At 59.5% G+C, this 12592-nt stretch carries 13 protein-coding genes; 1 reads left to right on the top strand and 12 read right to left on the bottom strand.

The genetic code is table 11. The features are described from left to right. Positions 1 to 2: 2 nt before the first annotated feature. The 11 genes from AB1A64_RS08545 to AB1A64_RS08495 form a co-directional block, all read right to left on the bottom strand. Complete coding sequence (locus tag AB1A64_RS08545; protein WP_366551018.1) at positions 3 to 875, bottom strand: helix-turn-helix transcriptional regulator; 873 nt, start codon at positions 873 to 875, stop codon at positions 3 to 5. Further along, complete coding sequence (locus AB1A64_RS08540; RefSeq protein WP_366551017.1) at positions 876 to 1001, bottom strand: hypothetical protein; 126 nt, start codon at positions 999 to 1001, stop codon at positions 876 to 878. Beyond that, complete coding sequence (locus AB1A64_RS08535; RefSeq protein WP_366551016.1) at positions 998 to 2275, bottom strand: c-type cytochrome; 1278 nt, start codon at positions 2273 to 2275, stop codon at positions 998 to 1000. The genes AB1A64_RS08540 and AB1A64_RS08535 overlap by 4 nt, the downstream gene beginning before the upstream one ends. Further along, entirely contained in the window at positions 2276 to 3475 is a 1200-nt protein-coding gene (locus AB1A64_RS08530) for a formate dehydrogenase subunit gamma (RefSeq protein WP_366551015.1), read from the bottom strand. 27 nt (positions 3476 to 3502) lie between these two features. After that, positions 3503 to 3853, bottom strand: coding sequence for an antibiotic biosynthesis monooxygenase (locus AB1A64_RS08525; protein ID WP_366551014.1), 351 nt, complete (start codon positions 3851 to 3853; stop codon positions 3503 to 3505). Positions 3854 to 3963: 110 nt separating this feature from the next. Next, the gene (gene fdh3B, locus AB1A64_RS08520; protein ID WP_037307340.1) at positions 3964 to 4557 is read right to left on the bottom strand and encodes a formate dehydrogenase FDH3 subunit beta; all 594 of its coding nucleotides are present in this window, start codon (positions 4555 to 4557) and stop codon (positions 3964 to 3966) included. A 12-nt stretch (positions 4558 to 4569) separates the two neighbouring features. Further along, entirely contained in the window at positions 4570 to 7464 is a 2895-nt protein-coding gene (locus AB1A64_RS08515; protein WP_366551013.1) for a formate dehydrogenase subunit alpha, read from the bottom strand. 132 nt (positions 7465 to 7596) lie between these two features. After that, the gene (locus AB1A64_RS08510) at positions 7597 to 7785 is read right to left on the bottom strand and encodes a ubiquinol-cytochrome c reductase iron-sulfur subunit N-terminal domain-containing protein (RefSeq protein WP_170393361.1); all 189 of its coding nucleotides are present in this window, start codon (positions 7783 to 7785) and stop codon (positions 7597 to 7599) included. A 61-nt stretch (positions 7786 to 7846) separates the two neighbouring features. Continuing rightward, positions 7847 to 8458 (bottom strand): molecular chaperone TorD family protein, encoded by a 612-nt coding sequence (locus AB1A64_RS08505; protein WP_366551012.1) that lies wholly within the window; start codon positions 8456 to 8458, stop codon positions 7847 to 7849. 4 nt (positions 8459 to 8462) lie between these two features. Further along, a complete protein-coding gene (locus tag AB1A64_RS08500; protein ID WP_366551011.1) occupies positions 8463 to 9050 on the bottom strand; it encodes a DUF3306 domain-containing protein in 588 nt (195 codons plus the stop codon). Continuing rightward, complete coding sequence (locus AB1A64_RS08495; protein WP_170348414.1) at positions 9047 to 9601, bottom strand: DUF3305 domain-containing protein; 555 nt, start codon at positions 9599 to 9601, stop codon at positions 9047 to 9049. The genes AB1A64_RS08500 and AB1A64_RS08495 overlap by 4 nt, the downstream gene beginning before the upstream one ends. Positions 9602 to 9822: 221 nt before the next feature. Here AB1A64_RS08495 and AB1A64_RS08490 point away from each other — a divergent pair, with 221 nt between their 5' ends. Then, the gene (locus AB1A64_RS08490; RefSeq protein WP_366551010.1) at positions 9823 to 11775 is read left to right on the top strand and encodes a 4Fe-4S binding protein; all 1953 of its coding nucleotides are present in this window, start codon (positions 9823 to 9825) and stop codon (positions 11773 to 11775) included. On the opposite strand, the gene AB1A64_RS08485 is transcribed toward AB1A64_RS08490, so the two are convergent. Continuing rightward, entirely contained in the window at positions 11769 to 12497 is a 729-nt protein-coding gene (locus AB1A64_RS08485) for a hypothetical protein (RefSeq protein ID WP_366551009.1), read from the bottom strand. The two genes, AB1A64_RS08490 and AB1A64_RS08485, sit on opposite strands and share 7 nt — an antisense overlap. Positions 12498 to 12592: the final 95 nt, after the last annotated feature.

Raw genomic sequence — 12592 nt, 5'->3', positions numbered from 1 at the left:
GGTCAGCCGCTTGCGCCGTTGTGGTGGATCGTGCCCAATCCAGACAAGTCATAACCGCCAAACTCAAGCGCGCGGGTGGTAAAACTCTCAGACTGAAAAAAACTGAGCAGTTTCAGTATCGGGTCGTCGAAATAAGCGCGGCGCCAGATGGCCAGATCCAGCCGTTCGGAATGGGTAGGCGCGAAGCCCAGATTGTATAGGCTGGCCAGGGCACCCAACCCAAACCCGGCCTCAGCCTTGCTGTCATGAAGGGCAATGGCCAGTTCTTCTTCGGTGCGGGCGCAGGCGGGTAGGGCATCCAGATCGTCGCGTGTCAAATCGTGGGCTTCTAGCTGTGCGTCGAACAGCCGTTGGCTGGCGGCGCTGTCCTGCCGCAGGATCACCCGCCGTCCTTTCAGATCGGCAAAGCCGGTGATGCCGGAGACACCTGGTGCCAACAGCAATCCGCGTTGTCGCTGCGCGATTTCATACAAAACCACCGGGGCTTCACCCAGGTTGGCGCGCAGGGATTGCGTATTGAACCCCTGATCCTCATGAATATGCAGTGCCGCAGCTTGCGCGCTGCGGTCCTTCAGACGGGTCAGCCCGTCGAAGGAACCGTCATAATACGTGGCCAGACCCGAACCGCTTTCGCGCAAAGCCCAATCCAGTAGCGGATCATGGCTGCCGGCAATGATCGGGGGCAGGGCCGGTTCCGCCACTTGCGGACCCGACCGGGACGCGTTCAGCCAGGCGATGACCTCGGCCCGTGGAAACAGCAGCTTGCCCATGGCGCGCACGCAGGGGACCGCGCCGGATGAGGCCAGATCATAGGCCTTGCGCTCGCCAATGCGCAGCAGGTCGGCCAGCTCTTTGGTGGTCAGGTATTCAGACATTCAGTCGAGACGCACAGCCGAACCGGTTCCTGCATCGGCGGCGCTGAAACCGGCCTGTTGCAGCGCATAGGGCGCAGCGACGGTGATTACGACCATTACGGCCACAGCGGCAAGAAAGGCTTTCATTGGTCTCCTCCGGTCTTATTCTCCGGTGCCGTTGCGCGGCGCAAAAAGGCGATCAGGTCATCGCGGTCCTGGGCCTGAGTAATCCGCTGCATCGGCATCTTCGATCCCGGTATGTAGTGATCTGGCCCTTCGTCGAAAAGGGCATTTATCGTCTCGTCATTCCAAACGATATCAGAGTCTTGCAGCGTATCCGAGTAGAAATATCCAGCCAGCGTTCCGGCCTTGCGTCCGAAGACACCATACAAAGTCGGCCCTGCACGTCTTTGCCCATCAGGCGTAAGGCTGTGGCAGATCGAACATTTTCGGGAGAATTGCCGTTCCCCGTTGCTCATTTCTTCGGGGTTCTTCAGGAAACTGGGTTCGGCCGCTGCCATCTGTTCGCGATCGCCGAGGGGTGAAACCGGCCAGCTATACATCGCCTCGTCAATGCCTCCCGCGTGGATGTTCTGACCGTCCGCAGAAAAGGCCAGTGCCCAGACCGGCCCGCGAAGGGTGGCGCGGAAATCCTGCGCGATGCTCCATTCGACCGTGTCGATCACCATGATGTAGCCCTCGCCATCGCCCACGGCCAACAGGCTGCGATCCGGGCTCAGCGCCAGGGCCAGAATAGGGCGGCGATCCAGGGTAAAATCGCGTTCTTCGCCGGTGGTCAGGTCCAGAATGCGGGTCACACCGTCGACCGCGCCATAGGCAATCCAATTGTCGGCGATATTCAGTACCAGTTCATTGATCCCGAACCCGTGTTCGACCAGTCGCCGGATTTCCTGTCCACTGGCTACATCCCACACCCGCAGTGTTCCATCCATGCCAGCCGAGTACAGCGTTGCACCATCCGGTGAAAAAGAGACGGCGTTGACGCCGCTGCCCGCCGTAAGCGTTTGCGCGGCTGATCCATCTTCGGGCCAAAGTCCAATGGTGCCGTCCCAACTCGCAGTGGCGACATGGGTTTTGGAGGCAGCAACCCCCACGATCTTGCCTTTGTGCTGGCCAACAACGTCTCCGCCCGGCCAGCGGCGCAGGGTGAAATCATCGCCTGCCGAATAGACCGCGCGCCCGTTAAACGCGACCGAGTTGACCGCAGCCTCGTGCCCTTCCAGCCATTCGGGCGTACGGTTCGACCACAAGCCGACCGAGTTGTCGAAACTGGCCGTAGCGATCCGTCCGTCCGGTGCTGTGGCGATCCCCATGATCGGCCCGCCGTGACCCTTGAGCGTGAAGAACTCGGCCATGGCGGGCAGGGGGAACAGCGCCAGGGCCAGAACCAGCCCGCGCATCTATTCCGCGGGTGAGGCCGCTGCCTTACCGGCCTCTTTTTCTTGCACCTCTTCCAGCCAAAGCGAGTGATGCTCGCGCGCCCATTGCTCTTCGACCTCACCGGTGCCCATTGCGTCAAAGGCACCTTCCATGCCGACCGAACCCAGATAGATATGGGCGATAATGATGGCGATGAACACATAGGCGATCATCACGTGCCAAACCTGCGCGTATTGCATCTCCTCCTGCGGGGACATCTGGGTTGGCAGGTTTAGGCCAAACATCTGTGGAATACCGGTGGAATTGGCGACCGAGAAGGTCTTGGCGAACATCGGCAATTCGAACGGGAACAGCAACGACAGCCCGGACAGGCTGATCGAAACGCCCAGCAGGATGCAGGCCCAGAAGATGACCTTTTGACCGGCGTTAAACTTCTTGGCAGGCGGGTGGCTGCCTTTGGTGAAAAGGCCACCACCGGCAGCAAGCCATTTTAGATCCACCCGGTTGGGAATGTTATGGGCGATCCAGTTTACGGTGACGATGACCAGACCCAGCATAAAGGCCCATGCGAGATTGTTGTGTAGCCATTTGCAGCCTTGTGCGATGGTCGCAAACCCTTCTTTCCCGAAAAGAGGGATCAGGAAATCGCGACCATAAAGGGTCAGCAGGCCGGTCAGGCCAAGTACAAGGAAAGACCCGGCGAACAGCCAGTGGCCGAACCGCTCAAAACCGTTGAAGCGGGTTACGGTGCGGCCGGTTTTTTCCCCGTCGATGCGGATTTTTCCGCGGATCAGGAAAAACAATACGATAATGGCCGCCATTCCGCCCAGGATATACGTGCCGTATTCGCGCAAAGGGCCTGTGCGGAAGTTCAGCCACCACATGCCGCCGTCCTGAATCAGAATGCCAGCCGCGGGCCCTTTGGATGAAACCGTTGTATCGGCCGAACCGTATCGGATCGCGCGATAGACATCACTGTCTGAGGCAACGCCGCGTGTGCCCAACTGACCCAGCAGACCTTCAGCATTGCCCTGACCGGTGTTGTCCGAGCGATAGCTATTGTCGACCTTTTCGCCCCGCTGGCGGGCGAGAATATCTTCCAGAGTTGTTGCGCCACCGGTGGTGCTGCGATCAGACTCCGCCGGGACGTCCGCGCTTTCCTGAGCCCAGGCAACACTGGTGAGGAATAGGGGGAACAGCAGCATTAAGATCAGGCGCATCTGTCGAATCTCCTGTGTCGTTCGTGTCTATCGGTCAAAGCCGCTGACTTGTTTGTGAAAGACCGCTCCAACCGGCGTAAGCGCCGCGTGCAGGTCTTCTTTAGCGGGGCCGTAAACGTCCAGCTGAGTTGGTGTCAGAATTGCCAGAAAGCGATCTGCGAAATTTGCCCCGAAGTTTTGCATGTGGATCATCGCATCATCAGAACTGGCGTATCGTTCAAATATGTGGACTGCCGATCCGCTGCGGTGCCATTCATAGGACTTCGCACCGCTTTCATTCAGTGTTGCATCCACCATTTCAGCCATTAGCGCATCGAATAGGTCATCCTGATCTGCTTGCAGGTCAAGTTTCAGCAGCCAATAAACATCTTCGGTCATGAAATACTCCGTTCAGGTTGGTCACGCCAACTTATGCCCGGCCAAGTGGTTTGGCCGGGCTAGGACGGTCCCGTAGCTGACACTACGGAACCGCCAATTTCGAAACGGGACTAACCGTCTTTCTGGTCGTATGCCGTGCCCCAACCCCAGGCGCCCGAGCCAAACCCGCGCGCCACGACGCGTTCACGGTAGATGGCCGAAACCACATCGCCATCACCGGCGAGCAGGGCCTTGGTGGAACACATCTCGGCGCAGATGGGCAGTTTGCCCTCGGCGATCCGATTGCGACCGTACTTGGCAAACTCTGCGGTCGAGTGTGTTTCCTCGGGACCACCGGCGCAGAAGGTACATTTGTCCATCTTGCCGCGCGATCCAAAGTTACCGGCCTGTGGGTATTGCGGCGCGCCGAAGGGGCACGCATAGAAGCAATAACCGCAACCGATGCACAGGTCCTTGGAGTGCAGGACGACGCCTTCTTCGTTTTGATAGAAGCAGTCGACCGGGCATACCGCCATGCAAGGCGCATCCGAGCAATGCATACAGGCCACCGAAATCGAGCGTTCGCCCGGGTTGCCGTCATTGATCGTCACCACCCTGCGGCGGTTGATGCCCCATGGGACCTCGTGCTCGTTCTTGCACGCGGTGACGCAGGCGTTGCACTCGATGCAGCGTTCAGCGTCGCAGAGAAACTTTGCTCTAGCCATAAATCGTCCTCCTTACGCTGCCGAGATTTTGCAGAGAGTCGCTTTGGTCTCTTGCATCTGGGTTACGGAATCGTAGCCATAGGTCTGGGCGGTGTTGGAACTTTCACCCAGCACGTAGGGATCAGCGCCAGCGGGGTACTTGTCCCGCAAGTCCTGCCCCTGGAAATGGCCGCCAAAGTGGAATGGCATGAAGGCCACACCGGCACCGACCCTGTTGGTCAGCATCGCCATCACCTTGACCTTGCCGCCTTCGGGACCTTCGACCCAGACCTGCGATCCGTCACGAATACCAAGGTTGTTGGCATCGCGCGGATTGATCTCGACGAACATGTCCTGTTGCAGCTCGGCCAGCCACGGGTTCGACCGGGTTTCTTCGCCACCGCCCTCATATTCGACCAGACGACCAGACGTGAGGATTAGCGGGTAATCCTTTGAAAAGTCGTTCTTCTGGATCGAAGCGTAAAGGGTAGGCAGACGATAGGCTTGACGGTCTTCGTAGGTCGGATAGTCCTCCACTAGATCGCGCCGGTTGGTATATAGCGGCTCGCGATGCAGTGGGATCGGATCCGGGAAAGTCCAGACGACCGCCCGGGCTTTGGCGTTCCCGAAGGGCGCACAGCCATGCTCGATCGCGACCCGCTGGATGCCGCCGGACAGGTCGGTTTTCCAGTTGGTCTTCGGACCCGCAACGGCGTCGATTGCCGCGCGTTCGTCATCCGTCAGATCGCCATCCCAGCCAAGGTCCATCAGCATCTGCATCGTGAATTCAGGATATCCATCCTGAATTTCCGACCCAACGCTATAGACCCCTTCGGCCAGCAGGTTGTCGCCATCGCGTTCCACCCCGAAACGGGCGCGGAAGGTCAGGCCACCCTCGGCCACCGGTTTGGACATGTCATAGAGATTTGGAGTCCCCGTATGACCCATCTCGGCCGTGCCCCAGCAAGGCCATGGCAGACCGTAGTATTCGCCGTCGTTTGGTCCACCAACGGCCTGCAGCGTCGTTCTGTCGAACGTGTGCTGGTTGGCCATGTGGCTTTTCAAGCGTTCTGGCGATTGACCTGTGTAGCCGATGGTCCAGAGGCCCGAGTTGAACTCACGTGTGATGCTTTCAACATTCGGGGTTTCGGCGTCTTCCATCTCGATATTGCGGAAGAACCGATCCGCCCAGCCGAACTTGTTGGCGAATTTGGCCATGATGACCTCATCCGGCAAGCTTTCGAACAGCGGATCAACCACCTTGTCGCGCCACTGCAGCGAACGGTTCGAGGCCGTGACCGAGCCACGGGTTTCGAACTGCGTACAGGCAGGCAACAGATAAACGCCATCGGTGCGGTCATGCAGAACGGCCGAGACTGTGGGGTACGGGTCGATCACGACCAGCATGTCCAGCTTCTCCATCGCCGTCTTCATTTCCGGCCCGCGTGTTTGCGAGTTTGGCGCGTGGCCCCACAGAACCATGGCGCGGACATTGTTGTCCTGATCCATGTTCTCTGGGTCTTCCAAAACACCGTCGATCCAGCGGGAAACAGGGATGCCGCGTTCGTTCTGTAGCGGTTTATCCTTGCCTTCCTTGTCCTTGATCGTAGCGAACTGACCAGCCAGCCATTCGGGTTCTTCACCCCAGACACGCGCCCAGTGGCCCCACGCACCTGCGGACAGGCCGTAATAGCCGGGCAGGGTGTGGGACAGAACACCAAGGTCCGTCGCGCCCTGCACATTGTCATGGCCGCGGAAGATGTTGGTGCCACCACCCGAGGTACCCATGTTGCCAAGCGCAAGCTGCAACACGCAGTAGGCGCGGGTGTTGTTGTTGCCGTTGGTGTGCTGGGTGCCACCCATACACCAGACGACTGTGCCGGGCCGGTTGTTGGCCATGGTGCGGGCAACGCGTTTCAGCTGCGAGCCGGGCGTACCGGTGACACGCTCGACCTCTTCCGGGTTCCACTTGGCAACCTCTTCCTGGATCTGGTCCATGCCCCAGACACGGGTGCGGATGAACTCTTTGTCTTCCCAACCGTTGTCGAAGATGTGCCACAGGATACCCCAGATCAGCGCGACGTCTGTACCGGGACGGAAGCGGACATATTCATCTGCATGGGCCGCGGTGCGTGTAAAACGCGGGTCGCAGACAATCAGCGGTGCGTTGTTCTGCTCTTTCGCGCGCAGAATATGCAGCAGCGAGACGGGGTGCGCCTCGGCCGGATTACCGCCGATGATGAAGATCGCCTTACTGTTGTGCATGTCGTTATACGAATTGGTCATGGCGCCGTAGCCCCATGTATTCGCAACACCCGCAACAGTGGTCGAGTGGCAGATACGCGCCTGATGGTCCACGTTGTTCGTGCCCCAGTAGGCGGCGAACTTGCGGAACAGATAGGCCTGTTCGTTATTGTGCTTCGCGGAACCCAGCCAATAAACGCTGTCTGGCCCCGACTCTTCGCGGATGCTCATCATGCCGTCGCCGATCTCGTTGATCGCTTCTTCCCAGCTGATGCGTTTCCACTCGCCACCTTCCTTTTTCATCGGGTATTTCAGGCGGCGCTCGCCATGGGCGTGCTCGCGAACCGAGGCCCCCTTGGCGCAGTGTGCACCCAGGTTGAACGGACTGTCCCAACCGGGTTCCTGCCCGATCCAGACGCCGTCCTGCACTTCGGCGACGACTGTACAGCCGACCGAACAATGGGTGCATACGGATTTGATGTTTTCAACGGCCTGATTGGCCGCCGTCTGGGCGCTGGCTGGCGTCACGGTTCCACCCGTGGCGCTGATCGCGGCAAGGCCGCCGATCGTCAGGCCCGATCCACGCAGGAATGCGCGGCGATCGACGGTTTTCTCGCCGACCTGGGACAGGATACTTGTCCGCTGGGGGCGTCTCGCAACCCCGTTGGTCTTTTTCCTTAGCATTGTTTTCCTCCCTTGCGCGCCGTGTAAGCCACGGCTGGCTTGGTACTGCTGATGCCGACGTCAGGGCCAATCGCAACCGTCAGTCGGTTGGTGACATCGTCCGGTCGGTAAACCGGGCGCAGTCGAGGCGGCTTAGAAGCGCGCGCTGTCCAGGTAAGCGCGGGTGTGCGCTGTGTCCTGCATGCGGGTTTCGTCCGTGGGCAGCTCGGCTGCTTCGGCTTTTCCGCTTAGGCTGGCTGCGGCAACAGCAGCGGGTGCTGCGGTTCCGGCCAGTTTGAGGAAGTCGCGGCGCGTTGCGCCTTCTTCCTTGGTCTTGCTCATGGGCTTCTCCTTTCCCATTTGCGATCTAGCGCCAATTCGAGCGCTGGCGAGTTGCGGTGGTTCACACCGCCGTCATTCGGAAGGCCTCACGTTCGATTTCCATAAACACCCGGCCGGCTGTGCCGACCGAGGCATAGAGAACCGAGGCTTCGGCTGCTTCCAAATCCGAATAGAAATGTGTGGCCCAGGGGCCGATATGTTTGTTCCAGAACGCCTTTTGATCCTCGACCGTCGCGGGTGCGCCAAAGCGGCCAACGATCATGCCCGCCATCATTTCCATCAACGAGGCAATGTTGTCTTCGGGCTCGAACACGTTCTGTGCCCGGGTGATCCCGCGAACGGCCATGTCATTGCGCAACTGCGCCAGGGGTTTCTCGTTCAAAAAACCGGTCAGGTAATAGCTGCCATAGGGCAGCAGCTCACCCCGGCCCAGACCGATGAACAGCGCATTGAATTCCCGTTCCGCCGCAGCGGGTTTGGTGACTTTGGCCACCCGTGCCATGGCTTGAATGGCTTGCCCCAGATCCGTGTTATCTCCGGTCAGGCCTGCGACCTGATCCAGCAGCATCTGATCTGGTGGGCCTGACAGAAGCAGACCCAGAAAATTGTAGAAATCCGCGCGCAGGCGATCTTCGGCTGAGACTTCCAGATTTTGCGCATTGCCTGCGGTCATTTCGTCATCCTTCGAATTCAAATTTCATGCGGCGCGGGACAACCTGCGGCGCTGTCTCGTCAGCCTCATCGGTCATGGCGACGTCCATCGGAGCAGGGGCAGGGGCTGGAACAACTTCCGGTTCCTCTTCGGTTGCTAGGGTTTCATCTTCATCCACCGAGGGTTCGGTTTCGGGGGCATCCTCTTCGGCCTCTGCAGCCAATGCTTCGATGTGGCTCAGCATTCCTTTGCCAACCTGATAGGCAGTCTGGATGTTCTCGATCACACAGGCCGCGTCGGTATAGTCCTCGCCATAGTCGACAAGCCCGTCCACATTCGCCAGTACCGGGTTCAGCCGCCACAACCGCCGCAAGGCACGGCGACGCAACCGGTCAGGGACGGCTTTTGCCATGAACCCCGAAACATCATCCCCAGCCTGCAACTGATCGGGGTCGGGCAGGTTGAACTGTGCCAATACCTCGGCGTCGCTCTTTTCTTCCAACTCGGCGTGTTGCGTGGCGATGACCTGTTCTTCACTCGCGATGACCTCGGCCTCGGCTTCGGCCTGAACGGCAGCTTTGCGGCGGGACCAGAAATCGCGAGCTTGGGTCATTGCAGCAGCCTCCGCGGTGCGCGGTAAACGTCCGAGGTCTGCCGGATACGTGCATCCCCTTTGCCGTCCTCGACAAGGTCCGTCCGTTTCTTGTCGCGGCGGCGTTTGACGAAAACCTCATCGCGGTGGTGTTCCAGCGCGAAATCCCGAACCCAGGCAATCAGCCCTTCAGTCATCGGGATTTTTTCGACGATCTCTTCACCGGTATCTGCATAATCCTGCCCTTCGAACGGGGACGCCGTGACCAGCACCGCATCCATCGGGCGTTCGCCATCCAGCGCATCGCGAAGAACAAGGTAGATCGAAGGTTGTCCGTCGGACAGGTTGACCATGTAGGCCTCAGTTTCATCGGCCCAAAGCGTCAGGGGAAGGGTGGCAGCGTGGTATTCCACGGCTTCACCTTCGCGGCGCATCTCAAGCCAATCCGCTGGCCCGGCACCGGGCAGCACAGCAACGGCGCGCCAGTTCCATTTCGCCCAGCGGGTAACACCGGGTGTTTTGCGCACGACGACGCCGATTGGCATTTCAATCTGGCTTGCGGCCTTGGCCACTTATTCCTCCCCGGAAGGCTCTCCCCTGCCTTCCCCTGGGTCCACTATGGTACACAAAGCAACCATGTGCCAAGTCTGAATTGCTGGGCTAATGATCTGATCACCGATTATTTACAAACCCGAGAGGCATTGAAGACCCGGCCACGCTGAAAGATTTGCCATGGGGCATTGCCACTTTTCCAAGACACCCTAAGCTGAAACCAAGATGGGGAGGGGATGCCATGGGCACAAAACTAATACTATGCGATTGCGCCGGAACGCAGGATCTGGAGGCCGAGAAGATCGCATCCGCTTGTGAGATCGCTTGCTCAAAGGTTCATACGGCCCTGTGTACGGCTGAGTTGGAGACCGCTGCGTCCCTGATGCAGGAAGGGGATACGGTGATTGCCTGCGGGCAAGAGCAAGATGTGTTCCGGGACCTTGCAGACGAATTGAATATCGACATGCCGGGGTTTGTCGACCTGCGTGACCGCGCCGGTTGGTCAGAGCAGAGCAGCGATGCGACCCCCAAGATGGCCGCCTTGGCCGCCGAGGCACTGCTACCCCAGCCCATCACGCCCAGCGTTGACGTCTTTAGCGAAGGCACCTGTTTCATTGTTGGGTCAGGCGATGTGAGTTTTGATCTGGCGGCCCGGCTGTCGGACACTTTGGCGGTGACGGTGCTGGTGACCGATGACGCGTCGCCGGTTTCGCGGTCTTTTGACGTAGTGCGCGGTCAGCTTCGGTCGCTGAACGGCGCACTGGGCGGGTTCACATTGCGGCTGGACGCCTTGCAACAGCTAAAGCCGGGCGGTCGTGGGGCGTTTACCTGGACCGAGGCCCGCGATGGGGCGCACTCGGCCTGCGATATCATCATCGACCTGACCGGCGGCACCGCGTTCGTGCAGGCCCCGGCCAAACGCGAAGGCTATTTGCGCGCAGATCCCAAGGACCCGCTTGCCGTGGAACGGTTGGCCTATGAGGCGGTGCAACTGGTTGGCACGTTTGAAAAGCCGCTTTACGTGCGGCTCCAGGAAACGCTGTGTGCCCATTCCCGTGCCGAGCAGGTCGCCTGCACCAACTGTCTGGATATCTGTCCGACGGGCGCTATCGTGCCGGCGGGGGAACATGTGTCCATTGACCCAATGGTCTGCGCCGGATGCGGAGAATGTGCGGCGGTGTGCCCATCGACCGCAATAACGTACGAGGACCCGCCAGTTTCTGCCTTGTTGTCACGCATGCATATTCTGGCGCGTACCTATCGGCGGGCAGGGGGCACATCGCCCCGGCTGTTGGTCCACGATGCCCACGGGGCCGAGATGATCCGGCTGGCCGCTCGTTTTGGGCGCGGCTTGCCAGCGGATGTCATCCCGCTCGAGCTGAACGTGATTTCGGGGTTCGGCCACGCCGAGATGCTTGCTGCGTTGGCGCATGGGTTCGCCCGGGTCGATATCCTTCTGGCCCCAACCACCGAGCGCGACGCCTTGGATCGCGAATTGGCGTTGGCGCAGGCGATTGCCGGACCGGATGGATTGTCCTTGATTGATCAGGCCGACCCCGACGCGATGGCAGATTTCCTGTATGCACAGGACGTTCCGTCACCGCTGGCCGATCCGGTGCTGCCACTGGGTAACCGCAGGCAAATCGCACGGCTGTCGGCGCAAGCTTTGAATCCGCAGGCCGAAACGCCTTTGCCGTTGCCCGAAAATGCTCCGTATGGGGCGGTGGCGGTGAATACGGACGCCTGTACATTGTGCCTCAGCTGCGTCTCGCTTTGCCCTTCGGGAGCATTGGTCGACAACCCGGATAAACCGCAGCTGAACTTTCAGCAGGACGCCTGTTTGCAATGTGGCTTGTGCAAGGGCGTTTGCCCCGAGGATGCGATTACCCTTGTCCCGCAACTGGACCTGAGCGACGCAGCCTTGTCCCAGCAGGTGCTGAATGAAGAAGAACCCTTTGCCTGCGTTGAATGCGGTGCGTTGTTCGGCGTGAAATCTACGGTCGAACGGATCATGGAAAAGCTGTCGGGCACGCATCCGATGTTTGCCACCTCGGACAAGGCACGGATGATCCAGATGTGCGACAATTGCCGGGTGAACGCGCAGTTTCAACAATCAGACAATCCGTTCCAGTCCAATCCAAGACCCAAGGTTGTCACGACCGAGGATTATTTCTCAAAGCGAAAGGATCACTGAAGCTGTAGCGGCGCGCCCAAATCAGCAGCCTGGATGGCTGAGACAAACGCCAGAATGGCCTCCAGCTCTTCCAGCGTCATCTCGACCGGGTAAATGGGCGAAGGGCGTTCTGGGTCAAACGGCGGTGTTAGCCCGTCGATCTGTGTAAAGGCGGGATGGGGGTTGAGGGCAAAGAACGCCTCAAACCGTTCAGACCAGTCCGGCATCGATCGCAGCACCGCGAATGATGGGGTTGAGCCCAGACCGTTCATCCGGTTCTGCGGCCCAATCACGTGACACCGGCCGCAATGTGTCATCGACAGTTCCGCGCCCCGGGCAGCGTCGCCTTCGATCACGGTTTCCTGCTGGGTTGCCGTTGCTTCGAAACTGGCGGAGAAGGGTGTTCCTTGTTCGGGAACAAAGCTTTCCACTGTTCGTTTGCCGATGTCGGATAGCAGCCAGTCGCGAAACCTTTCGTGCCGGGCGTTGTCCCCGATACGTAGGTGATAGATCACACCGTCGCGCGCAAAGACCGGATCACCCGGCGGGGCGGTTTCTAACACCAAAATTCCCCGGTCATCCGCAATAACGCGTATCCCGGTCTTGAGAGAGAAGCGAGGAAGGATATGTTGCAGCAGACCAGAGTCTGTTACTTCCGTCGGGGCGGCAAGGCCAATGGCCTCCTGCGACCAAGAGGGACTGGCAGAGAGCGTCAGGCTCAGGCACAAAAGGACAAAGCGCATGACCCAACCTAACGGTCTGGTCCCGATTGCGTCAAATGAACTGAATGAGACGGAGACACATGCAATGAAACGCAACCTCATCGTGGGTCGAATTA

It is taken from the genome of Ruegeria sp. ANG10, assembly GCF_040705255.1.
Lineage (GTDB): Bacteria > Pseudomonadota > Alphaproteobacteria > Rhodobacterales > Rhodobacteraceae > Ruegeria.
This window is presented reverse-complemented; position numbering and strand designations above follow the sequence as displayed.